The following is a 23,821-nucleotide window of genomic DNA, read 5'->3' as shown; positions in this document are numbered from 1 at the left end:
CGGCCCCGCTCGTTCAGCCGCAGCGCAGGCCGCTGTTCAGGCCGTGACCAGCTGGCGCAGGTCGTCGACGAAGCCCGCATAGGCGGCCGCCTGGGCGGACGGGTCGCCCTGACGCAGCACCCAGGACGGATGCACGGTGGCGAATGCGCGCACGCCGTCTTCGCGCGTGCGCCAGATGCCGCGCTCTTCGGTCAATCGCACGCCCGGCCCGAAGACCGCGCGCGCGGCGCTGGCGCCGAGGCAGACGATGCGCTCGGGCCTCACGTGTGCGATCTCGGCCTGCAGCCAACCGTTGCAGGCGGTGATGTGAGCCACGTCCGGGCGCCTGTGCAAGCGCCGCTTGCCGCGCGGCTCGAAGCGGAAATGCTTGACCGCATTGGTCAGATACAGCGTGCGCCGGTCGATGCCGAGTTCGTCCAGCGCGCGCGAGAACAGCCGCCCGGCGGGGCCGACGAACGGTCGGCCCGACAGGTCTTCCTCGTCGCCGGGCTGTTCGCCGACGATCATCGTGCGCGCATCGGCCGGGCCCTCGCCGAACACGGTCTGCGTGGCCGGCTGCCACAGCGGACAGCGGCGACAGTCACGCGCGGATTCGCGCAAGGCCTCAAGGCTGCCGTCCACCACCGGCGCCGGCGCAGGCGCGACGGGAATCTTCCGGCGCGGGGCGGCGTGCTCGCGCTCGGCCATCTCGCGCACGCGCACGCCCGCCTCGCGCATCAGGTCCGGCAACAGGGCCGCCTCGGGCAGGAGCTTCCAGTACTTCTGCGGCATCTCCGAACGCATCATCGTCGGGTTGAGCCGCGCCGGATTGAAGATGTGGGCGTAGTAGGTGCGCCACAGGTCTTCGCGCGCGTCTTCGGCCGGCGCGTCGCCGCGCGAGCCGCCGGGCGCGAATGCCAGCGCCTCGCCGTCCCAGAGCGCCGTGCGGTAGGGGGTGACGATGGCCCAGCGCATGCCGGCGAAGCGGCGGGCGAAGAACGGCGCCACGCGGTCGACGATCCAGTGACCGGGCTCGAACCAGGCCACGTACTCCTCGTCGGCGCCCGGCACCGCGCGGAACCGCACGAAGGCCTTCATCTTGTGCGCATCGCGACGCACCGCCTGGGCGAGCGTGCGGGCGCGGTGCACGTCGGGATCGGACGCGCGCTGCAGCAACGACCGCTCGCCCTCGGCCAGGCGCCAGAGAATCCGGTACAGCAGGCCGTGGCGGTCACCGTCGCGATGACACACGGCGGCATCGGCCAAGGCGAGAAACTCGGCCGGCACCCGGGGAGCGTCGCGCACGGCCGCCAGTGTCTGCAGATCGGCGCCGCCGAGCAGCGAGCCCTGATCGCCGCCATTCCAGTCGATGCGCTCGGGCGCGACGCCGGCCCGCAACGCGGCACGCGCGGCGGCGCGCCAGGCCGCGGGATCCCAGGGCGGGTCGACGCGGGCGGCAACCAGCGGGGCCGCGGCGCCGCGACTCATGCCGGGCGACTCATGCGCGTCGTTCGCGCGCAGCGGCGCGTGCCCCTGAGAGGACGTTTCCGATCGAACCGCCACGCGCGCGGGCGCGCGTCCGCCCGACGCCGCACCGCCATCAGAACAGGCTCGCCTGCCGCGGCTGCGGGGCGAGTTCGGCACGCAGTCGCGCCGGATCGTCGAGACGCTGGCGCGGGTGATGGCCGGGCGCGATCACGAACGGCAGGATCTTCTTCAGCGGCACGCGCAGACGGGCGAGATCGTCCAGACGCAGGGCACCGTGCGGGCGCGCGGCGATGATCCGCTCGACGTTGCGCGCGCCCAGCCCCGGCACGCGCAGCAGCAGTTCGCGCGGGGCACGATTGATGTCGACCGGAAACCGCGCCGGATTGCGCAGCGCCCAGGCCAGCTTGGGATCGACGTCGAGATCGAGCATTCCGGCCCGGCCGTCCGCGGCGCCGCCTTCGCCCGCGCCGGGTGCGATCTCGTCGACGTCGAAGCCGTAGAACCGCAGCAGCCAGTCGGCCTGGTAGAGGCGGTGCTCGCGCAGCAGCGGCGGCGACTGCAGCGGCAGCGTCTTCGACGCGTCGGGAATCGGACTGAAGGCCGAGAAGTACACGCGCCGCATCCGGTAGGTGCCGTACATGCGGTTGCTGGTGTCGAGGATGCTGCGGTCGTCGGCCCCGTCGGCGCCGACGATCATCTGCGTGCTCTGCCCGGCCGGTGCGAACCGGGGCGCCTTCGCGCGGCGCACCGTCACGGCCTGGCGCTTCACGCGGCGTGCGTCCTTGTCCTCGTCGATGCGCCACTTGAGTTCGCCCATCGCGCCGTGGATGCCGGCATGGGTCTTCTCGGGCGCCAGCGCGCTCATGCCGGCCTCGGTCGGCAGTTCGATGTTGATGCTCAGGCGGTCGGCGTAGCGTCCGGCTGCGGCCAGCAGCTCGGGCGCGGCGTCGGGAATCGTCTTGAGATGGATGTACCCCGCGAAGCGATGGTCCTCGCGCAGGCTGCGCGCGACTTCCACCAGCTGCTCCATCGTGTAGTCGCCGTTGCGGATGATGCCGCTGGAGAGGAACAGGCCCTCGATGTAATTGCGCTTGTAGAAATCCAGCGTCAGCGTGACGACTTCCTCCGGCGTGAACCGCGCACGGCGCACGTTGCTGGACACGCGATTGACGCAGTAGGCGCAGTCGAACACGCAGAAGTTGGTGAGCAGGATCTTCAGCAGCGACACGCAGCGCCCGTCGGGCGTGTAGGAGTGGCAGATGCCCATGCCCTCGGTGCTGCCGATGCCGCCGGTCTTCGCCGAATCGCGCCGGTTCGCGCCGCTCGACGCGCAGGAGGCGTCGTACTTGGCGGCGTCGGCCAGGATCGCGAGTTTGTCGGTGAGGTTCACGCGGGCACGGTGGCGTATCGACGTCTCAGACCGTGAGACTGCCGAGGCCCGCGCATGGCCGCCGTGAGGCGCCGTGCACACGACGCATTCACATTGCCTCGCCGCGCGGTTCGTTAGCGTGCCTGTCGGGCTGGCCGACCGGCAGCCTGTGGCACGCGGACACTGGGGCGGCACGATCATCGACATCCGGATACGTTTCTCCGGCCATGCCGGCGCCGCTTCGGCGGGCCTGATGGCCGTCCTGCTGGGCGCCTGCTCCGGCCCCCAGTCCATGCTCGCGCCGGCGGGGCCGGCGGCCGCGGAGATCGCCCGCGGCGGCTGGCTGATGACCGGCCTGTTCACCGTGGTCTGGTTCGGGGTGCTGGCCCTGCTGTGGCATACGCTGCGTCGCCGGGAACCGGGCGCGGCGCCCCGTCGACCGGAGCGTCTGATCCTCTGGGGCGGCGTGGTGCTGCCGGTCGTCGTCGTCGCGGCCTTGCTGGTCTACGGCACGCTGACCAGCGCACGGGTCACCGGTGTCGGCGAAGAGCCCGACGCGGTGATCGACGTCACCGCACGCCAGTGGCAATGGCATTTCCGCTACCGCGATGCGGACGACCGGATCATCGGCGAGAGCATCGACGAACTGGCGATGCCGCTGGGACGGATGGTCGAATTCCGGATCACCAGCGAGGACGTGATCCACAGCTTCTGGATCCCGCGGCTGGGCGGCAAGATCGATGCGATTCCCGGCCGCGTGCACACGCTCCGTTTGCGCGCCGACCGCGACACGCCGATGCGCGGCCAGTGCGCTGAATTCTGCGGCCTGGAGCATGCGCGCATGGTGTTCCCGGTCCGCATCGTCGCGCCGGACGCGCTCGCCGACTGGCTGGCCACACGCCCGGCGCGTCCCGACGACGAGCCGCCGTCGGCCGATGCGCCCGCCGGTCGCGCACCGCCGCGCCATCGCGCCTCGGAGAACGTGCTGTGAGCCCGGCCACCCCCGACCACACCCTTCCCACGCCGGGCGACCACCTGCGCCACGCCGATCGCCTGGCGCGGCTCGACCGCGTGTGGTCGAACGCCCCCGGTCTCGTCGGCCAGTTGACCGCGGTCAACCATTCGACGGTCGCGATGCGCTTCATCGTCACCGGCTTCGCGTTCCTGCTGGTCGGCGGGCTGCTGTCGATGTTCATGCGCCTGCAGCTGGCCTGGCCCGGGCTCGAGGTGCTGGACCCGGAGCGCTATGCGCAGTTCGTGACCATGCACGGCACGACGATGATGTTCCTGTTCGCGGTGCCGATCATGGGCGGCTTCGGCATGTACCTGGTGCCGAAGATGATCGGTGCACGCGACCTGCCGTTCCCGCGCATGTCCGCCTTCGGCTACTGGTGCTACCTGTTCGGCGGCCTGTTCCTGTATTCGAGCTTCATCTTCGGCAGCGTGCCCGACGCCGGCTGGTTCATGTACACGCCGCTGAGCGATGCGACCTATTCGCCGGGCAAGGGCCCGGACTTCTGGCTGATCGGCGTGACGTTCGCCGAGATCGCCGCGGTGACCTCGGCGGTGGAGCTGATCGTCGCGATCCTGATCACGCGTGCACCGGGCATGGACCTGCGGCGGATGCCGTTGTTCGTCTGGGCGATGCTGGTGACCGCCTTCATGATCGCGTTCGGCTTCCCGCCGCTGATCCTCGCCAGCATCCTGCTCGAGATCCAGCGCGCCTTCGATTTCGCATTCTTCGAGGTCGCACGCGGCGGCGATCCGCTGCTGTGGCAGCACCTGTTCTGGCTGTTCGGCCATCCCGAGGTCTACATCATCTTCCTGCCCGCGGCAGGCGTGGTGTCGATGGTGGTGCAAACCTTCGCGCGTCGCCCGATGGTCGGCTACACCTGGATCGTGCTGGCCCTGATCGCCACCGGCTTCCTCAGCTTCGGCCTGTGGGTGCACCACATGTTCACCGTCGGCATCCCGCTGCTGGCGCTGGCGTTCTTCAGCGCGGCCAGCATGATGGTGGCGATTCCGACCGGCATCCAGATCTTCGCGTGGCTGGCCACGCTGTGGGCGGGCAAGCCGTGGCTGCGCGTGCCGATGCTCTACATCATCGGCTTCTTCGTGGTGTTCGTCTGCGGTGGGCTGACCGGGGTGATGCTGGCCTTCGTGCCGTTCAACTGGCAGGTGCACGACACCCACTTCGTCGTCGCGCATCTGCACTACGTGCTGATCGGCGGCCTGATGTTCCCGCTGTTCGCGGGCCTGTACTACTGGCTGCCGCTGGCCAGCGGCCGCATGCCCAGCGAGTCGCTGAGCCGCAGCGGCTTCTGGCTGGTGTTCATCGGCTTCAACCTCGCCTTCCTGCCGATGCACGTGACCGGCATGGCCGGCATGCCGCGCCGCGTGGACACCTATGCGATGGAGCTGGGCGTGCACTGGCTCAACCTGCTGTCGACGGCGGCGGGCTTCGTGATGGCGGTCGGCGTGATCGCGATCCTGATCGACGTCGCGCTGTGCTTCCTGCTCGGCCGCCGCGGCGTGGACAACCCCTGGCAGGCCGGCACGCTGGAATGGGCGGTGCCCACGCCGGTGCCCAGCTACAACTTCGCCTCGGTGCCGCAGATCGAGAGTCGCTATCCGCTGTGGGACACGCCCGAGGTGGTCGAGGCCACGCGCCGCACCGACGGCCTGCTCGGCGAGGCGCACGACGACCGGCGCGAACTGATCGGCACCGGCATCCAGTCCGGGCAGCCGGAACAGGTGATCCGCATCTCCAGTTCGACCTGGTGGCCCATCGTGGCCGCGGCGCTGATCGCGGTGCTGCTGGCGGGCTTCATCAGTTCGCAGTACTGGCTGTCGATCCTGATGCTGGTGCCCCTGATCGGTGTGTTCCTGCGGTGGGTATGGACCACCGGCGACCGCCACGCACCGGTCGAGATCGAGGTCGCGCCGGGTCGGCGCCTGCCCACCCAGGCAGCGGCGAAGAATGCGCCCGGCTGGTGGGCGCTGGTCGGTTCGCTGCTGATCGACGGCTCGCTGTTCGCATCGCTCGTGTTCGCCTACTTCTACCTCTGGCTCAACGCACCGGCCTGGCCCGCGGGCGGCGCGACCGCGATGGCGTGGACGCCGGCCGTGGTGTCGCTGGTGATGCTGGCGGCGCCGCTGCTCGCGGCCTGGCGCGCGCCGGCGGCGTTGCGGGCGGGGCGCACGCGCGCGGCGATCGCTTGGCACGTCATGGCGATCGCCGCCGGCGCGGTGCTGCTGGCCGTGCATCTGCCTGCGCTGTGGGCGGCGGTCGGCGCGCCGCAGGTGCACGCCTATGCGTCGGTGGTGTGGACGATGGCCGGGTTCCATGCGGTGCATGTGATCGTGGCGATGCTGATCGGCGGCTTCGTCGCGCTGCGCATCCATCGCGGATACGTGGATGCGGTGCGCTGTCTGGAATCACGCATCGCCGCCGGCTTCTGGCGCTATGTCGTGGGTCTGGGCGCCGTCACCTGGGCCGTCCTTCACCTGTTCCCGAGGTGGCTGTGAACACGCCGCGCATCACCCTGACCCGCATGTCGGCGCCGTTCGCGCTGTGGGCCCTGCATTTCCTCGCGCTCTACAGCCTGCAGGGCCTGGCCTGCGCACAGGCGTTGTGGCGCACGCGGGTCGCCGGGCTCGAAACCATGACCTGGGTGCTGTGGGCACTCACCGCCGGCGTGATCGCGGCGATCGCCTGGGAGGCGCTGCGCGTCTGGCGCATCCGCCGGGCACTGCTGCAGGCCGGCGACGCGGCCGGCCGCGCCGACCACACGCGCCGGCAGTTCATGACCGTGCTGAGCCTGCTCGGCGCCGCCCTCGCCGCGCTCGGCGTGATGTTCACCGCGGCGCCACTGGCGCTGCTTCCGACCTGCGCCTGAGGCGCGAAGGACCCGATGCGCAAGGATCTCAAACAACCCGTCCCCCGCACCCGGAGCCACACGGTCGAGAGCGTGCTCGCGATCGCCAAGCATCCGATCCATCCGATGCTGGTCACGTTTCCGATCGCGTTCCTGTCGATGGTCGTCGTGACCGACGTGCTCTACCTGTGGCTGGGCGCCCCGTTCTGGGCCGAACTCTCGTTCTGGTTCAACGTCGGCGGGCTGGGCTTCGGCGTGCTCGCCGGCCTGGTCGGCACCCTGGACATGATGTCGATCCGCGTCGTGCGCCGGCACGTGTCGGCCTGGAACCACTTCATCGTCGCGGTGATGGTGCTGGCGATGGCCGCGCTCGGCGTGTGGCTGCGCGTGCCCGACCCCGTCGCCGCGGTCTGGCCCTGGGGCCTGCTGTCGTCGGCGGTGATGGCCGTGCTGGTCGGCGTGGCCGGCTGGCTCGGCGGCACCCTGAGTTTCCGCCACGGCATCGGCGTCTACGGCGACGAGGAAACCGATTCCGCGAGCGGACGCGATGCAGTGAAGAAGCCGCCGGCGGAATGACACGCCGGGGCCTGGCCTCCGGTGACGTGGGGCGGATGCGATCGGGCTGTCCAACCGGCTGCTGCTCGGGTGACGGGGTTGCAGCCCAACTGAGCCGGCCCTTGCCGGAGTACTGACACGTCCGCGCGGTACAAGGCCGGCGGCGCCCCTCCCCGCTCACGCCATCGGATCTCGATGCGGGCCGAAAGCTCGGGGTCACGAGGGAAACGGGGCGAATGCGACGCGTGCGGGGACTGTGCCGCGACCGGCGCGCCGCGGCCGAAGGCGCGCGGCAGTGCGGACGCCGCCTACGACGCCGGCAATTCCAGCGGAGGCAACTCGCCGCCCTGTTCCAGTCCGGGCACGCGGTCTTCGACCTCCGGCACGCCCACAGGCGGCGCCGGCAGGCTGCCGAGCGTCAGCGGCTTGGCGCCGGTGACGGCGGCGATCAGCAGCAGCATCAGCAGCGGCACCCAGCCGATCACGCGATAGAACGTCGGACCGTGATGGTCGCGGTCGTGGCCCAGCTCGTACAGCAGCAGGCCGAAGTACAGATGCAGCAGCACCGCGGCGGCCACGACCACCAGCTTCAGCACCAGCCATGCGCCGGCGGGATTCCAGGCGATCAGCAGGCCACCGGCGGTGATCGTGATCAGCGCCGCCGGCGTCATCAGGCGGAAGAACAGCGTATTGGTGACCGGATTCCAGTACGTGGGATCGGCGTCCATCTCGCCGCGATGTCGGGCGACGAACAGGCGCGGCAGGAAGAACAGGCCCGAGAACCAGACCGTCATCGCCAGGATGTGGACCACTTTGAGCCAGAAATACACCGCGTTGCCCCGCTGGATCGATGCGCCAGCCTACGCGGACGCAGATCAAGCCCGTGTGGCGTCGCGCGGCGGGCGGTGCGTCGGCATGGTCGTCGCGGCGGATGCTCTAGAGTCGGTGCCCCGCGCTGTGCGCAGATGGACCGGCACGCGCCGGCACGACAATCCGGGCATGCGTTCGCGCCGACTCCTCCATGTCTGTGGGCTACTCGCCGCCGGGGCCGCCTCGCCCGGATGGGCGGCGCTGCCCGACGGGCCACCGCCGACGCCAGCGACGGCGTGGACATTGACGCCGTGGACGCTCGTGCCCCTGCTGGTCGCGGCCGCCTTGTACGCGGCGGGATACGCGCGCCGCGCGCAGCACACGGGCCCTGTGCGCGCCGACATCGTGGGCGCCGGCGGGTTCGCCTGCGGCATGCTGACCGTGGCGCTGGCGCTCGTGTGGCCGCTCGACGCCTACGCGGCGTACGCCCTGTCGGCGCACGTCGCCCAGCACATGACCCTGCTCGCACTCGCGCCGCCGCTGCTGCTGGCCGGGCGGCCCGGCGCGACCATGGCCGCTGCGATCACCGGCGCCGGCCGCGCGCATCGGCTGCCGCGCTGGCTCGACGGCGCGGCCGGCGCGCTGGCACCGGCCACGGTGGCCCACGTGGGCATCCTGCTGGCCTGGCACCTGCCGGCGGCGACGTCGGCCGCGCTCGCCAGCGAGCCGGTGCACCGGGCGATGAACGCGAGCGTGCTGCTGGCCGGACTGTGGTTCTGGTCGGCCGTGTGGCGCCGGCTGCGCGCGCGTGACGGGGGCGCCGTCGGAGGCCTGGTCGCCCTGGTCACGGCGATGATGATGATGGGCTTCCTGGGCGCGCTGCTGACGTTCGCGCCGCGCCTGCTGTACCCGGCCTACAGCGACCGCACCCTGCTGCTCGGCATCGATCCGGCCCGCGACCAGCAACTCGCCGGCCTGTTGATGTGGGTGCCGTCGGGCCTGCCCTACTTGGCGGTCGGGCTGGTGCTGGCGGTCACCCTGCTGCGGCACCCCGACCCGGCCTCCGCGCAGCCGATGCGCGACTGACCCCGGCGCGGACCACGCGGCCTCGACCTGCCGCAATGCAGCATCGGCTCTCCATTCCGTTACTGGAGACGTGCATGGCCTGGGACTGGAACACGCTGGCCGCCACCGCCTGGCCTCTCGCGGTCGCCCTGCTCCTCGGTGTGCTGGTGCACCTGAGCCTGCGCCGTCTGGCCCGGACCGCGGGGCGCCACGCACGCGAGCACCTGCGCGCGCGCATCGCCCACGTGGTCGCCGTGCCGGCGGCCGTGGCCCTGCCGCTGCTGTTCCTGGCGATGGCGCTCGAGGCGACGCCGCTCGAGCGCGAACTGGTGGGCACCCTGCGCCACTGGATCGCGATCGGCGGCATGCTGTGCCTGACCTGGCTGCTGGCGCGCATGGTCGGCGCGGTCGAGGATCGCATCCTGCGCGAGCATCCGGTCGACGTCGAAGACAACCTGGCCGCCCGCCGCGTGCAGACCCAGACCCGGGTGATCAGCCGCGTGCTGCAGGGTGCGGTGGTGCTGATCGGCGTCGCCCTCGCGCTGATGACCTTTCCCCAGGTGCGCCAGGTCGGCACCGCGCTGCTGGCCTCGGCCGGCATCATCGGTCTGGTCGCCGGCGTGGCTGCGCAGCCGGTGTTCGGCAATCTGATCGCCGGCCTGCAGATCGCCCTGGCGCAGCCGATCCGCCTCGACGACGTGGTCATCGTCGACGGCGAATGGGGGCGGATCGAGGAGATCACCTCGACCTACGTCGTCGTGCGCATCTGGGACGAACGCCGGCTCGTCGTGCCGCTGCAGTGGTTCATCTCCAACCCGTTCCAGAACTGGACCCGCAGCAGCGCGCAGCTGCTCGGCACCGCGTTCCTGTGGCTGGACCACCGCGCGCCGATCGGCGCGATCCGCGAGGAACTGCAGCGCCTGTGCGAGGCCGATCCGCGCTGGGACCGCCGGGTCTGCGTGACCCAGGTGACCGAGACCGACAGGCACACGATCGAGGTGCGCCTGCTGGTGAGCGCGCGCAATTCCGGCGACCTGTTCGACCTGCGCTGCGCGGTGCGCGAGGGCATGCTCGCGTTTCTCAACCGCGCGCATCCGGAGGCCCTGCCGAGACTGCGCAACGAAGTCAGCGACGCGCTGCCGAAGGACCCGTCGGCGGCCCGCAGCCGGCCCGTGCATCACGACGACACGCATTCGCCCGGCGCGGAGACGGTGACCCGCGCCGATCTCGACGCCGGCTTGCCACGCGCCGACGCACAGTGAACGCCCCTTTCCGCGACGGAGCCATTCGATGAAGACCCGCACCCTCGGCCTCGGCGGCCCGACCGTCTCGGCCATCGGCCTGGGCTGCATGGGCATGAGCGCGTTCTACGGTGGCCGCGGCAGCGATGCCGATTCGATCGCCGTCATCCATCACGCGCTGGACCAGGGCCTGACCCTGCTCGACACCGCCGACATGTACGGCCCGCACACCAACGAGGACCTCGTGGGCCGCGCGATCGACGGCCGCCGCGACGACGTGTTCCTGGCCACCAAGTTCGGCATCAAGCTCGATCCCGCCGATCCCCAGGTCCGCGGCATCGACGGGCGGCCCGAATACGTGGTCGCCGCCTGCGAGGCCAGCCTGAAGCGGCTGCGGGTCGAGACGATCGATCTCTACTACCAGCACCGGGTGGATCCGCAGGTGCCGATCGAGGACACCGTCGGCGCGATGGCGCGCCTGGTCGAACAGGGCAAGGTGCGCTATCTCGGCCTGTCCGAAGCCTCGGCCGACACACTCCGCCGCGCCTGCGCGGTGCACCCGATCACCGCGCTGCAGAGCGAGTACTCGCTGTGGTCGCGCGAACCCGAGACCACCGGCACGCTGGCCGCCTGCCGCGAACTGGGCGTGGGCTTCGTCGCGTACTCGCCGCTGGGCCGGGGATTCCTGACCGGCACGATCCGCACCGTCGAGGATTTCGACGCCGACGACTACCGCCGCCACGCGCCACGGTTCCAGGGCGAGAACTTCGATCGCAATCTGGCCCTGGTCGAGCAGGTGCAGGCGATCGCCCAGGACTACGGGGTGACACCGGGACAGCTCGCGCTGGCCTGGGTCCTGGCCCAGGGCGAGGACGTCGTGCCGATTCCGGGCACCAAGCGCATCGGCTATCTCGACGAGAACATCGCCGCGCTCGACATCCATCTCACCGAAGACGACCGCGCCCGGATCGATGCGATCTTTCCGCCCGACGCGGCCGCGGGCACGCGCTATCCGGCGGCCGGCATGTCGGCGCTGAACCGTTGAGCCGCGGATGACCCCCGCCCCGCAGGTGGCGTTCATCGTGCCGGCCTGGAACGAGGCGGCATGCCTGCCGGCCACGCTGCAGGCGCTGCGTAACGCGTGCCGCGCGGTCGGGCTCGATGCCGAGTGCGTGGTGGTCGACGACGGGTCCACCGACGACACCGCAGTGCTCGCCGTGGCCGGCGGCGCGCGCCTGCTGCAGGTCACGCACCGGCAGATCGCCGCGACCCGCAATGCGGGGGCGGCGGCCAGCCTCGCGCCGCGACTGGTGTTCGTGGACGCCGACACCCGCGTGGATGCGGCCCTGCTGCGGGCGGCGATGGATGCCCTGGCATCGGGCGCGGTCGGCGGTGGGTGCCGCGTCCGCCTCGAAGGCCCACGGCGCTGGCCGTTGCGGCTGGGGGTCTGGCTGGTCGGGCAGGCGTTCCGCTACACCGGCATCGCGCCGGGCTGCTTCCTGTTCTGCACGCGCGAGGCCTTCGATGCCGTCGGCGGCTTCGACATCACCCTGTTCGCCGGCGAGGACGTGGCGATGAGCCGGGCGCTGGCGCGTCACGGACGCTTCGTGATCCTGCGCGAGGCGGTGCAGACCTCGGGCCGCAAGCTCGCCCATGCCTCGACCTGGATGCAGATGCGCCTGCTGTGGCGCTTCGCGCGGCAGGGCACGCGGATGCTGCGCAGCCGCGACGAGCTCGCGCTCTGGTACGGCGGCCCCGAGGGACGCGCCCCGCGCTGAGACCGCATTCACGCGGCGCATTCACGGCGATCGCCGATAGTGCGCGCTCTTCACTGCAGGCCGCGCCATGCTCACCGCCGTCTTCGCGATCGCCACCGGCCTGCTCGTGCTGGCCACGCTCGCGCCCACGGTCCGCAGCGGTGCGTGGTGGATCCGCGGCTTCGACTTTCCCCGGCTGCAGCTGACCGTGCTGTCGGCGCTGGTGCTGGGGCTGCATCTCGCGCTGCACCCGCTGGACGACGCCTGGACGCTCGCGATCGTGTCGGTCAACGCGGCCTGCATGCTGTGGCAGGCGTGGTGGATCGTGCCGTACACGCGGCTGGCCCGGCCCGAAGTGCAATGGGCGCCGGCCGATGCGCAGCCGCGCATCCGCCTGATGGCGAGCAACGTCCTCATGCACAACCGCGACGCGGACCGCCTGCTGGCCCTGGTGCGCGCGCATGCGCCGGACGTGCTGATCGCGCTGGAAACCGACGCCTGGTGGGAACGTCAGCTCGACGGCCTGCAGGACACCATGCCGCACGTGATCCGCTGCCCGCTCGACAACCTCTACGGCATGCACGTCTATTCGCGCCTGCCGTTGCTGGAGCCGGAGATCCGCTATCTGGTCGAAGACGACATTCCCTCGATGCACGCCACCGTCGTGCTCGACGGCCGGCACATCGCCCTGCACGCGCTGCACCCGCGCCCGCCCAGCCCGACCGAGGCCGACAGTTCGGCCGGGCGCGATGCCGAACTGGTGGCCGTGGGCCGCGCGGCCCATGCATCGCCGGTGCCGGTGATCGTCGCGGGCGATCTCAACGACGTGGCCTGGTCACGCACGACGCGCCTGTTCCGCAAGGTCAGTGGCCTGCTCGACCCGCGCATCGGCCGGGGCATGTTCAACACCTTCCACGCGCATCTGCCGGGGCTGCGCTGGCCGCTGGATCACCTGTTCCACAGTCGCCATTTCACGCTCGTGGGCATGCGCCGTCTGCCGGACATCGGTTCGGATCATTTCCCGATCCTGGTCGAGCTGGCGCTCTCGCCCGGCGGAAACGATCCCGATGCGGGCCTGGACGTCGACGCGCAGGCCCGCAAGGACGCCGACGCCGCACTCGCGCAGACCGACGCGGCGCGCGCGCCGGTGCCGCACTGAGCCTGTCGAGCGCACGTCCATCGGCCGGCGAGGTGCGCGCGACGCACTGATCGGTGACACGCGCCGTGATGCGCCGACGGCGCCCGCGCGCTTCCACAAGTCCCAAAGTTCGCCGGCCGACCGGCGCGACTTCCGGCACCTGCTCCCAGGTACGGCGACGCCGCGCGGTGGTGTCCGTCCCGCCTCGGCCGCGATGCGACTCAGCGATCCAGGCGCGCCCGCAGGTCACGCAGGTCGCGCCGCGCCACCTCGCGCAGCGTGGCCTCGCGCCAGGCGTCGGCATCGTCCTCGCCTTCGGCGACGCGGCGTTCGTACTCGGGCTGGATCTGCTCGCGCCGGAGTTCGCGGATGCGCCGGTACTCGGCCTTCAACGACGACATGCGCCGGATCGGATAGTGGCGCCCGATGGGTTCGAGCCATGGCGCTTCGCGTTCATGCGCCGTCGGATACGCGGGATCGACCGCCTCCGCCCCCGGGCCGGCCGCCGATACTCCGCCACTGCAGGCCAAGGCGAGCAGCAGCGTCGCCCAGGCGGCATGCCGCTGCGTGCCATTCCGCTTCGCGTCCATCGCACCCTCCCATGCGGTGATCGACGTGCCGACGCTAGCAGGCGCGCGTGGAATACAGCGTGCAGGCCCCCTGTTCAGCCGTTGCCGGGACGCAGATCCAGACCCAGTGCATGTCCGATCACGCGCATGCCTTCATCGTCGTCGCGCGCCGCGATAGCGCCGGAGATGATCGCCTCGCCGTCGTCCCAGACCCACAGCGTGTATCCCGCGATCCGCAGCTGGTCGCAGGCGGTGTCGACCAGTGCGCCGGGCGAGATGCCGGCCAGCTGCGCGGTGTCGGTCGGGTCTTCCACGCCCCAGTCGATCTCGACCCGGAAGCGGCCCGCGAGCGTGTCGATCGCGTCGATCAGCGTTGCCGGCTCGGACTCGTCGACCCGGATGCTCGACCGCCAGTCGGTGACGTCCAGCAATGCGGTGACGGCGACATCGGCCGGATCGTCGTCGCGATGGCGCTCCTGCCAGTCGCGGAACTGCTGCTGCGCCGCCTCGTCGTCCCCCGGGTTGACCAGCAGCAGCCATTGCCAGACCACGGCCTCGAAGCTGGCGTCGTCGTCGAGTTCGGGGGCCTCGTCGCCGGTGGCGAAGGTGTCGTCGGGATCGAAGTCGTGGTCGGGCAGCATGGCGGCGTCATGGACAGGGGGCGCCCAGTGTGCCGGCTACGGGCGTGCCGGGCGATGGGGCGCGCTGCGCCGTCCGCGTGGGAGACACGATGAAACGGCCCGCGCGGTGCGGGCCGTCGACGGGACGGCGCGAACGGCGCGCGTCAGCGGCGGGTGGACGTCGCCGTTCCGGCCGCGGTCTTCTTCGCCGCCGCTTTCTTGGCCGGCGCTTTTCTGACCGAAGCTTTCGTGGCGGGCGCCTTCTTCGCCGGTGCCTTCCTCGCCGGTGCCTTCTTGGTCGCCGCCTTCTTGGCCGGCGCTGTGCGTGCGCCGGCGCTGCCGGATAACGCGCGTGCGGTCTTGCGACCCGTCGGCGTCGTCGACGTCACCCGGCCCGGGCGCAGGTCGACGATGCGGTTCTCGCCCATCGCGTCGTCGCGTTTGGTCACGCGCGCGATCGCGAACGCGATGGCCTTGCCGATCAACGAACCCGGCCCATCCCAGAACTCGGCCGTGCGCACCGCGACTTCGATCAGCGTGAGCTTGGGATCGTGGATGCCGCGCGGGAAATAGGCCTTCAGCGCATCGTTCCAGAACGCCTCGATCTTGACCGGATCGTTGTTGACGTAGGCGTCGCCGGCCATCGAGACGTAGGTGTTGCGGCCCTTGGACGCATAGGCCAGGTTGACCTTGGAGTTGCGCGCGATCTCCGCGACCTTGGGGCTGTCGGACGCGACGAAGAACCAGACCTTCTCGCCGTCGAACTGGGCCTTCTGGGTCGACAGGGGCCGACTGACCAGATAGCCCTCGCTGCCGACCGTGGTGAACATCGTGATGTCGATGTCCTCGATCAGCTTCGCGATCGTCTGTGCGTCCTCAGCGGCCTTGTTCTTTCGCGATGCCATCGCTCACTCCGGGATCGTGGGTTCGACCCGCAGTGTCGATGCGTCAACGAGCACCGCGCGTGAAGGCGGCGGCCTCAGCAAACCGCGTCGGCCGCTCGCGCACGGCGCGCATCGCGGCGCGCGTGGACGTAGATCGCCAGCCCCGCCGCGGCGGTCACCGCACCGACGTAGCCGGTGGCCGTCCAGCCCAGGCCGGCGCCGATCGCCAGGCCGCCGAGCCATGGACCGAGCGCGTTGGCGGTGTTGAACGCGGCGTGGTTCGACGCGGCGGCGAGCGTCTGTGCATCGCCCGCCACGTCCATCAGCCGTGCCTGCAACACCGGCGCCAGTGCGCCCATCGTGCCCAGCGCGACGATCGCCGGCAGGATCGACCACGGCGTCTGCGCCGCCAGCGGAAACAGCAGCAGCACCGCGAGCGACCAGCCGAGGATCACGGCGACCGCGCGGAACTGCAGCCGGTCGAACAACCAGCCGCCGGCGAGATTGCCGCCGATCGCACCGACGCCGAACGCCGCGAGGGCGATCGGGATCCAGCGCTCGGCGACGCCGGTGACGTGGATCAGGGTGGGCGCCAGATAGCTGAAAACGCAGAACATGCCGGCGAAGCCGATCGCGCCGATCGCCAGCGCATACCAGACCTGGGCCCGGTTGAACGCGCGCAGTTCGCGCATCGGCGTGTGCGTCGCGTCGGCGGGCGTGGCGGCGAGCAGGCGCCAGACGCAGGCCGCGGTGACGAGCGCCAGGCCGGCGACCAAGGCGAAGGTCCAGCGCCAGCTCGACAGCTGTCCGAGCCATGTCGCCAGTGGATTCCCGACCAGGATCGCGATCGACAGCCCGAGCAGGACCCGGCTCACCGCGGCGCCGCGCTGACCCGGCGCACCGATCGAGGCGGCCACCAGCATCGCGACACCGAAATACGCGCCGTGCGGCAGGCCGGCGACGAAGCGCGCGATCAGCATCGTCGGATACGTGGGCGCCAGCGCGGTGGCGAGGTTGCCCAGTGCGTAGAACGCCATCAGCGCGATCAGCAGCGAGCGGCGGGGCCAGGCGGCGCCGAGCACCGCGAACAGCGGTGCGCCCACCACCACGCCGAGCGCGTAGCTGCTGATCATGTGGCCGACCTGGGGCTCGCTGACGCCGAAGGCACGCACCAGTTCCGGCATCAACCCCATCATCGCGAACTCGCTGGTGCCGATGGCGAAACCGCCGAGCGCCAGCACGCCCAGAATCCAGCCGGCCGTGCGACGCGAAAGAGGAGCCGGTTCTGAGACAGCGCGGGTCATGGCGGCACGGGCAGGCGAAGCGGCCCATTATGCTGCATTGCAGCAATGCGGTGTCGCCGGCAGCACGGCCGCGGGTGCGCGGACTGCACGCCGGTTCAGCCGGCGGTCGCGCGACGACGACGGCACGTCAACACGCGGACGCGAACAGTGGGCGTCCTCCCGCATCGCAGACCGCCCATGTCCCTGACCGCCTTCGGCCTCAACTGCACGCTGAAATCCGGCGATGCCCCGTCGTCGACCCAGTCCATGCTCGACCAGGTGCTCGAGGCCCTGGCGCAGCACGACGTCCGCACGTCCAGCGCCCGGGTCGTGGATCACGACGTCAAACCCGGCGTCAGTGCCGACGAGGGCGACGGCGACGCGTGGCCGGCGCTGCGCGCGCGGCTCATGGCGGCGGAGATCTTCGTCATCGCGACGCCGATCTGGGTGGGCCATCCGTCGAGCATCGCCCAGCGCGTGCTCGAACGTCTCGACGCGGTGCTGGACGAGATCGGCGACGACGGCCGCTATCCGACGTTCGGCAAGGTCGCGATTCCGGCGGTCGTGGGCAACGAGGACGGCGCGCACCACGTGCACGCGCAGCTGTGCCAGGGCCTGGTCGACGTCGGGTTCACCATTCCCGCCGGGTCGCCGCCGTACTGGGTGGGCGAGGCGATGGGCAGCACGGATTTCAAGGATCTCGACGCAACGCCCGACCCGGTGCGCGAGACGATCCGCACGGTCGCCAGCAACGCGGTGCATCTGGCCCGCCTGCTCCGTGCCCAGCCCTATCCGCCGATCAAAGGCTGAGCGCAGTCGCGCTGCCGTCGCATGCCCGCCGATTCCAGTGACGGACGCGCACTGCGCATCGGCTGCGCGGGCTGGTCGATCGGCGCCCGCAACGCCGGGCTGTTCGGCAACGGCGACAGCGCGCTTGCCCGCTACGCCACCGTGTTCAACTGCGTCGAGATCAATTCCTCGTTCCATCGCCCGCACCGGCCGACGACGTATGCGCGCTGGGCGGCCAGCGTGCCACCGGACTTCCGGTTCTCGGTCAAGCTGCCGCGCACGATCACCCACGACGCCCGCCTGCAGCACTGTGGCCCGGCGCTGGACGACTTCCTCGCCGCCGCCGGCCGGCTCGACGCTCGCCTCGGCGCGCTCCTGGTCCAGCTGCCGCCGTCGCTGGTGTTCGACGCGCGGATCGCCGCCACGTTCATGGCGATGCTCCGGCGTCGGTGGCCAGGCGACGTCGCCTGCGAACCGCGCCACGCGAGCTGGTTCTCGGACCGCGCCGACGCCCTGTTGCGCCGGCACCGCGTCGCACGCGTCGCGGCCGATCCGCCGCGGCATGCGTCCGGCGATCGCCCCGGTGGGACGTCGGCGCTGGCGTACTGGCGACTGCACGGGGCGCCGCGCGTCTACTACAGCGGCTACCCGCCCGATGCCCTCGCACGCATCGCGGACGCGGTCGAGGCGCATGCCGACACGCCGCGCTGGGTGATCTTCGACAACACCGCCGCCGGCTGCGCGCCGGGCGACGCGGCCCGGCTGCAGGCGCGCGTGACGTCCTCATCACTCCACCACGGGGCCCTGTGGCAGGATGCCGCGTCCTGACGTCCCACCCGGCAACTCCTGACCGTGTCCGCCCCCGCCACCGGCGCCCTCGATTTCCTGCCGACGCGTGGCGCGATGGCGGGCAAAATCGCCGTGTTCGACTGGGCGGCCACCCCGCTCGGCCCCATCGAGCACTGGCCCCAGTCGCTGCGTACGGCCCTGGGCCTGATGCTGGATTCGCGCTTCGCGATGTGCCTGTGCTGGGGGCCGGAACTCACGCTGTTCTACAACGATGCCTACGCGCCGATGCTCGGCGGCAAGGAGCCGCGTGCGCTCGGCCAGCCGTTGCAGGCGATCTGGTCGGATGTCTGGGCCGACATCCGGCCTCTGGTCAACAGCGCGATGTCCGGCACCTCGACGTGGAGCGAGGACATGCCGCTGACGATGCTGCGCAACGGCTATCCGGAAGAGACGTACTGGACGTTCTCCTACACTCCGGTCCGCGATGAGGCCGGCACGATCTGCGGCTTCCTCAACATCACCACCGACGTCACCCGCAAGGTGCAGAACGAGCGGCGCCTGCGCGCCGACGTCGAGCAGCTGGGCCGCATGTTCGAGCAGGCGCCGAGTTTCATGGCGATGCTCAGCGGCCCCGACCACGTGTTCCAGTACGTCAATCCGGCCTACCAGCGCCTGATCGGCCACCACCGCGACGTGATCGGGCGGCCGGTGGCCGAGGCCCTGCCCGAGATCGTCGCCCAGGGGTATCTGGAACTGCTCGACGGGGTGTTCCGCGACGGACGTGCGTATTCGGCCGAAGGGGCCCGCTTCGTGGTCCAGGCCGAGCCCGGGGATGCCTCGGTGGAGCGGTATCTGGATTTCGTCTACCAGCCGGTCGTCGACGAGGCGGGCGTGGCCGGGATCTTCGTGCAGGGCGTGGACGTCACCGCGCGGCGCCTGACCGATCTCGCGCTTCGCGCGCGCGAGGCCGAACTGCAGTCCATCAACAGCGATCTCGAACGCCAGGTGATCGAACGCGCGCGCGACCGCTCGCTGACCTGGCAGGTGACGCCGGATCTGCTGGCCGTGGTGGACCTCGAGGGGACGATCGAGTCGGTCAACCCGGCGTGGACACAGTTGCTGGGCTGGGACGCCGACGAGCTGAACGGACACAGCTGGTGGGCGCACGTCAGCGAAGAGGACCAGCCGGTCACCCGCGAGGTGCTCAGCTCGCTGCGCGAGGGGCGTTCGGTGCGCAGTTTCGAGAACCGCTGGCGCACCCGTGGCGGCAGCCTGCGCACGCTGTCCTGGGTGGCGACGCCAGAAGGTGGCCGCGTCTACTGCAGCGCCCGCGATGTGACCGACATCCAGGCCGCGGCCGATGCACTGGCGCGGTCCCAGGCCCAGCTGCGGGTGCTGTTCGAAACCAGTTACCAGTTGCAGGCCATGTGCACGCTCGACGGCACGCTCACCGACGCCAACCGCACCGTGCTCGAGGCGCTGGGCGTGGAGATGGACGATGTGGTGGGCCGCACCCTGTGGACCACGCCGTGGTTCAGCGGCACGCCGGGGATGCCGGAGCACGTGCGCAGCCTGTTTCTGCGCGCCGCAGCAGGCGAGACGGCGCGTGACGAGATCGCCGTGTCGCTGCCGTCGGGACGCCGCAGTTACGATCTGTCGATCCGCCCGATCCGCGACGCGGCGGGCCGCATCATCGCGATCGTGCCGGAGGCCATCGACACCACCGAGCGCCGCAATGCCGAGGCCGCGCTGCGCCAGTCGCAGAAGCTCGAGGCGATGGGCCAGCTGACCGGCGGCGTCGCCCACGACTTCAACAACCTCCTCACGCCGATCGTGACCGCACTGGATCTCGCCGGCGACCCGACCGCGCGCGAGGACCGCCGCGCGCGCATGGTCGCCGTCGCGCGGCGGTCGGCGGACCGCGCCGCCATGCTGGTGCACCGCCTGCTCGCGTTCTCGCGCCGCCAGCCCCTGCAGACGGTGGACGTGGACGTGGGTGCGCTGGTCGCCGGAATGGCCGAGCTGATCGACAGTTCCAGCAGCCCGCGGGTGCAGATGCGCGTCGAGATCGACCGTGGCCTGTGGCCGGCGGTCGCCGATCCCAACCAGCTCGAGATGGCCATCCTCAACCTCAGCGTCAACGCCTGCGACGCGATGCCCGAGGGCGGCGTGCTCACGCTCGGCGTGCACAACCGTTCGGCCCGCGAGGACAGCGCGGTCGACGGGCTCGCGGACGGCGACTACGTCGTCGTGTCGGTGACCGACACCGGCCTGGGCATGGACGACGCCACGCGCCAGCGCGCGATCGAGCCCTTCTTCTCCACCAAGGGCGTCGGCAAGGGCACCGGGCTCGGCCTGTCGATGGCCCACGGACTGGCCTCACAGCTCGGCGGCCGCCTGGTCATCGACAGCGCGCCGGGCGCGGGGACCACCATCGAACTCTGGCTGCCGGTCGGGAGCCGGGCGGCGGCCGCCAACGAAGACCACCACGAGGACCAGAACGTGACCACCCCAACCGATTCCCGCGGCATCGCCCTCGTCGTCGACGACGAGGACGCGGTGCGCATGTGCACTGTCGACGCACTCGAGGACATGGGCTTCCAGGTCGTCGAGGCGGCATCGGCCGAGGAAGCGATCGGTGCGATCGACGGTGGCCTGACGCCCAACGTGATGATCACCGATCACCTGATGCCCGGCATGACCGGCGCGGAACTGGCGCGCAACGTGCGCAGCCGCCTGCCGTCGACGGCAATGGTCATCGTGTCGGGGTACACGAGCATGGCGGACTTCGGTCCCGACCTGACGATCCTCGGCAAACCCTTCCGCCAGCACGAACTCGTCGCCAGTGTCGAGGCGGCGGTGCTGGCGTCGCAGTCCGCCGCGGCCTGAGGCGCGCATCGCGCTGCTCCGGGCGTGCGCGCGCGGCGCAGCGAGGGGTGCGGTCATGCGTCGCCGGAGCAGACGCCCGCGACACCGCAGCGCCGTTGCGCGGACGCCCGCGACCGTGCGGCAATGAGGTCGCCGCGCGACACCCCGGGTGTGGTCGGCGCGCTGGGCGCGCGATGACCGGGTTCCGGCTCCAGCCCTACACCAACCAGCATGGCGACAGCGGCGTGACCGCCTGGGCGATCGCCGGGAATACGCTCTCGGTCGAGTTCGCGCACGGTGCCGTCTACGTCTACACCGCCGATGTGCTCGGCGCATCCGTGTTCGAGACTTTGTGCCGCAGTGCGCGTGCCGGTCGCGGACTCGCCACTGCGATCAGCCGTGACGTCGGCGCGCGGTACATCATCCGCTTCGACGACCGCGCACAGTGGGCGCGCGGCATGGCCGAGGCCGCCGCAGGCGACGCGGCGTCACCCCGGTGAAGGCGGCCGACATGGGCCCGCCTCCGGCGCCGGCACGCGACGCGGCACTGCAGTGGCGCGTCGTCTACGAGGGACGTTCCCGCGCGCCGCGCAATGCGGCGGCGCGGCCACCGGTGGACGGCGGCCTCCGCGCATCAGCCGGCGCGGTCGGCGTCAGTGATCCGCGCCACGCTGGCTGGCGATGATGCCTGCCATCAGGGCGTGCAGGGCCTGCAGATGGCCCGACCCCGCGGTGCCGGTGCGCTCGTCCGACGTCATGACCACGGTCAGGTCCAGCCCCGGCACGACGTAGAGCATCTGCCCGCCGTGGCCCCAGCCGAAGCGCACGTCGTGCCCGTCGATGCGCCGGGTGAACCAGCCGTAGCCGTAGCCGTCGCCGGTGTAGACCGAACGCGTGCGCGGACGCCACGACTGCGCGATCCACGTCGCCGGCAGGACTTGGGCGCCGTCGCGCGTGCGGCCGGCGTTGCGGTAGAGCTCGCCGAACGCCAGCAGCGAGCGCGGCGTCATCGCCATCTGGTTGCCACCGAGATGGATGCCCTGCGGATCGCGTTCCCAGCCGGTGATCGCGAAGCCGGGCTCCGCCCCCAGCCATTCGCGCGCGAGCTGCAGCGTCGGCTTGCCGCCGATGCGGACCAGGATCGCCGACAGCAGATGCGTCGACCCGGTCGAATACAGCATGCCGCCGCCCGGATCGTCGACGAAGGGCTGGGCCAAGGCCGCGCGCACCCAGTCGCGCTGGGCCACCCAGCGGCCGTACTGGCGTCCCGAGGTCGGCTGCAGGCCGGCCTGCATCGACAGCAGATGGCCGATCGTCAGCTCGGCCATGCGCGGATCGGGCGTTGCGGGCAGGCGATCGGCGAGCAGCGGTGCGACCTTCTGGTCGACGCCCTCCAGCAGCCCGCGCTGGATCGCGATGCCGACCAGGGCCGAAACCACCGACTTCGAGGCCGACTTGATGTTGGTCGGGCGCGACGGCGAGCCGCCGTGGTAGCCGCGCTCGGCGAGCACCGCGCCGTCGCGCGCGACGATCACCGTGCGCAGCGGCGCGAGCGCCTCCGCCTCGTCGAGCACCTGATCGAGCCGGGTCGCCGTCGCCGCGGCGGGCGCGGCCAGCAGGGCACACAGCAGAAACGCACGCCACCTGGACATGCGCGCAGTATCGGAGCGCGCCGCGCGACCGGAGGTGAATCCACGGCCACGCGCTGTCAGTGGGCCGTCGCACCGCCCGCGGCCTCGGCCACCAGGGACTGGTGGGCGCCGACGCCGGCGATCACGCCGCCGGCGATCGCCAGCGTCACGCTGTGCATCGGACTCGCCGCATCGCCTGCCGCGTAGACACCGGGCACGGTGGTCTGGCGCATCGCGTCGACCCGGATCGACGGCACCAGCGGGCCCTCGTCGAAGGCGCAGCCCAGCCGGGCCGCCAGCGGGCTGGCCGCCTCGCTCTCCGCGACGGTGAACAGGGCCGCGATCGCCAGGACACGTCCGTCCGCCAGACGCACGGCCTCGAGTGCCGGCGCGGGGCCCAGCAGCGCCACGATCGGACTGTGTTCGATGACGACGCCGCGTGCGCCCAGCCGCGCCGCCGTGTCGGCATCGGGCGGAAAGCGGCCCTGGCTGAAATACGTCGTCGGCCCCCAGTCCGGCAGCAACACCGCCTGGTGCGCAGCGGCCGGATGGTTGGCGAGCACGCCCAGCGTCCGGTCGGCGACGTAACCGTGGCAGTAGGGGCAGTGGAGGACGCTCGTCCCCCAACGCGATGCCAGACCCGGAAGATCGGGCAGCCGGTCGCGCAGACCGGTCGCCAGCACGAGGCGCCGCGCCCCGACCGCGCTGCCGTCGTCGAGCAGGACGCGGAACGCGCCGAGTGCGCCGGTCACCGCGTCGGCGGTCCCGGCCCTGAATGTGGCGGTGGGATACCGCGCGAGTTCGGCGCGGCCCTCGGCCAACAGCTGCGCGGGCGGCTTGCCGTCGTGGCCGAGCACGTTGTGGGCGGCGGCCGATGCGCGATTGCGCGGCTGTCCGCCGTCGATGACCAGCACCCGCCGGCGCGCCCGGCCCAGTGCCTGCGCCGCCGCCAGGCCGGCAAAGCTGCCTCCGATCGCGATCACGGCGTAGTCCATTGCGGTCTCCCTGCGGCAGGGCGCGCGGGCTGCGCGCTATCTCACGCCACTTTTGAAGTGCCATGATGCGCCGCGCAGCGTGATCGCGCAACTTCGGTTGTGGCGTAAGATTG

General features: G+C 71.3%; 20 protein-coding genes and 2 pseudogenes. 13 read left to right on the top strand and 9 right to left on the bottom strand.

Going from position 1 to position 23,821, the window contains the following annotated elements; genetic code table 11:
• Positions 1-36: 36 nt before the first annotated feature.
• On the bottom strand, positions 37-1,443 hold the full coding sequence (locus PQS31_RS15265) for a UdgX family uracil-DNA binding protein (protein ID WP_272763714.1): 1,407 nt from the start codon (positions 1,441-1,443) through the stop codon (positions 37-39).
• Positions 1,444-1,579: 136 nt separating this feature from the next.
• Entirely contained in the window at positions 1,580-2,857 is a 1,278-nt protein-coding gene (locus PQS31_RS15260) for a putative DNA modification/repair radical SAM protein (RefSeq protein WP_272763623.1), read from the bottom strand.
• Between the two features lie 118 nt (positions 2,858-2,975).
• Here PQS31_RS15260 and PQS31_RS15255 point away from each other — a divergent pair, with 118 nt between their 5' ends.
• Genes PQS31_RS15255 through PQS31_RS15240 form a run of 4 tightly spaced genes read left to right on the top strand, consistent with a single transcriptional unit; the run spans position 2,976 to position 7,290 of the window.
• Positions 2,976-3,827: a cytochrome c oxidase subunit II gene (locus tag PQS31_RS15255; protein WP_272763622.1), complete on the top strand. Its 852-nt coding sequence runs from the start codon at positions 2,976-2,978 to the stop codon at positions 3,825-3,827.
• Positions 3,824-6,364: a cytochrome c oxidase subunit I gene (gene ctaD / locus PQS31_RS15250; RefSeq protein WP_272763621.1), complete on the top strand. Its 2,541-nt coding sequence runs from the start codon at positions 3,824-3,826 to the stop codon at positions 6,362-6,364. The genes PQS31_RS15255 and ctaD overlap by 4 nt, the downstream gene beginning before the upstream one ends.
• Positions 6,361-6,735, top strand: a complete 375-nt coding sequence (locus tag PQS31_RS15245; protein ID WP_272763620.1) for a hypothetical protein — start codon at positions 6,361-6,363, stop codon at positions 6,733-6,735. Before ctaD ends, PQS31_RS15245 begins: the two co-directional genes overlap by 4 nt.
• A 15-nt stretch (positions 6,736-6,750) precedes the next feature.
• Positions 6,751-7,290, top strand: a complete 540-nt coding sequence (locus PQS31_RS15240) for a DUF2231 domain-containing protein (protein ID WP_272763619.1) — start codon at positions 6,751-6,753, stop codon at positions 7,288-7,290.
• Between the two features lie 287 nt (positions 7,291-7,577).
• Here PQS31_RS15240 and PQS31_RS15235 read toward each other — a convergent pair whose 3' ends face one another.
• Positions 7,578-8,099, bottom strand: coding sequence for a CopD family protein (locus tag PQS31_RS15235; RefSeq protein ID WP_272763618.1), 522 nt, complete (start codon positions 8,097-8,099; stop codon positions 7,578-7,580).
• A gap of 283 nt (positions 8,100-8,382) precedes the next feature.
• Here PQS31_RS15235 and PQS31_RS15230 point away from each other — a divergent pair, with 283 nt between their 5' ends.
• From PQS31_RS15230 to PQS31_RS15210, 5 genes are all read left to right on the top strand, one after another.
• Positions 8,383-9,165, top strand: a complete 783-nt coding sequence (locus PQS31_RS15230) for a cytochrome c oxidase assembly protein (RefSeq protein ID WP_272763617.1) — start codon at positions 8,383-8,385, stop codon at positions 9,163-9,165.
• A 74-nt stretch (positions 9,166-9,239) separates the two neighbouring features.
• A complete protein-coding gene (locus PQS31_RS15225) occupies positions 9,240-10,406 on the top strand; it encodes a mechanosensitive ion channel domain-containing protein (protein WP_272763616.1) in 1,167 nt (388 codons plus the stop codon).
• Between the two features lie 28 nt (positions 10,407-10,434).
• Complete coding sequence (locus PQS31_RS15220) at positions 10,435-11,430, top strand: aldo/keto reductase (protein WP_272763615.1); 996 nt, start codon at positions 10,435-10,437, stop codon at positions 11,428-11,430.
• Between the two features lie 7 nt (positions 11,431-11,437).
• Positions 11,438-12,163, top strand: coding sequence for a glycosyltransferase (locus tag PQS31_RS15215; RefSeq protein ID WP_272763614.1), 726 nt, complete (start codon positions 11,438-11,440; stop codon positions 12,161-12,163).
• Positions 12,164-12,230: 67 nt separating this feature from the next.
• Positions 12,231-13,301, top strand: coding sequence for an endonuclease/exonuclease/phosphatase family protein (locus tag PQS31_RS15210; RefSeq protein ID WP_272763613.1), 1,071 nt, complete (start codon positions 12,231-12,233; stop codon positions 13,299-13,301).
• 200 nt (positions 13,302-13,501) lie between these two features.
• Here PQS31_RS15210 and PQS31_RS15205 read toward each other — a convergent pair whose 3' ends face one another.
• The 4 genes and pseudogenes from PQS31_RS15205 to PQS31_RS15190 form a co-directional block, all read right to left on the bottom strand.
• On the bottom strand, positions 13,502-13,870 hold the full coding sequence (locus PQS31_RS15205) for a hypothetical protein (RefSeq protein ID WP_272763612.1): 369 nt from the start codon (positions 13,868-13,870) through the stop codon (positions 13,502-13,504).
• A 74-nt stretch (positions 13,871-13,944) separates the two neighbouring features.
• Entirely contained in the window at positions 13,945-14,490 is a 546-nt protein-coding gene (locus PQS31_RS15200; protein WP_272763611.1) for a hypothetical protein, read from the bottom strand.
• 377 nt (positions 14,491-14,867) lie between these two features.
• Positions 14,868-15,374: pseudogene (locus tag PQS31_RS15195) on the bottom strand (pyridoxamine 5'-phosphate oxidase family protein); the annotation flags it as partial.
• A 74-nt stretch (positions 15,375-15,448) separates the two neighbouring features.
• Entirely contained in the window at positions 15,449-16,657 is a 1,209-nt protein-coding gene (locus PQS31_RS15190) for an MFS transporter (RefSeq protein WP_272763610.1), read from the bottom strand.
• Between the two features lie 177 nt (positions 16,658-16,834).
• On the opposite strand from PQS31_RS15190, the gene PQS31_RS15185 reads away from it, so the two are divergent.
• The 4 genes and pseudogenes from PQS31_RS15185 to PQS31_RS15170 form a co-directional block, all read left to right on the top strand.
• A complete protein-coding gene (locus PQS31_RS15185; protein WP_272763608.1) occupies positions 16,835-17,446 on the top strand; it encodes an NAD(P)H-dependent oxidoreductase in 612 nt (203 codons plus the stop codon).
• A gap of 21 nt (positions 17,447-17,467) precedes the next feature.
• Positions 17,468-18,253 (top strand): DUF72 domain-containing protein, encoded by a 786-nt coding sequence (locus PQS31_RS15180; RefSeq protein WP_272763606.1) that lies wholly within the window; start codon positions 17,468-17,470, stop codon positions 18,251-18,253.
• A 24-nt stretch (positions 18,254-18,277) separates the two neighbouring features.
• Positions 18,278-21,103, top strand: coding sequence for a PAS domain-containing protein (locus PQS31_RS15175; protein ID WP_272763604.1), 2,826 nt, complete (start codon positions 18,278-18,280; stop codon positions 21,101-21,103).
• A 173-nt stretch (positions 21,104-21,276) separates the two neighbouring features.
• A pseudogene (locus tag PQS31_RS15170) lies at positions 21,277-21,489 on the top strand (hypothetical protein); the annotation flags it as partial.
• A gap of 246 nt (positions 21,490-21,735) precedes the next feature.
• Here the strand turns inward: PQS31_RS15170 and PQS31_RS15165 are convergent.
• Together PQS31_RS15165 and PQS31_RS15160 are read right to left on the bottom strand one after the other, a co-directional pair.
• Positions 21,736-22,734 carry a serine hydrolase gene (locus PQS31_RS15165; protein WP_272763602.1) on the bottom strand — a complete coding sequence of 333 codons (999 nt, stop codon included), beginning with the start codon at positions 22,732-22,734 and terminating at the stop codon, positions 21,736-21,738.
• Between the two features lie 56 nt (positions 22,735-22,790).
• Complete coding sequence (locus PQS31_RS15160; RefSeq protein WP_272763601.1) at positions 22,791-23,708, bottom strand: NAD(P)/FAD-dependent oxidoreductase; 918 nt, start codon at positions 23,706-23,708, stop codon at positions 22,791-22,793.
• Between the last annotated feature and the right edge of the window lie 113 nt (positions 23,709-23,821).

Origin of the sequence: Luteimonas sp. BLCC-B24, from assembly GCF_028550595.1 — a bacterium.
Classification (GTDB): domain Bacteria; phylum Pseudomonadota; class Gammaproteobacteria; order Xanthomonadales; family Xanthomonadaceae; genus Luteimonas.
The sequence above is the reverse complement of the archived record's forward strand: the minus strand, read 5'-3'. Positions and strand labels throughout refer to the sequence as shown.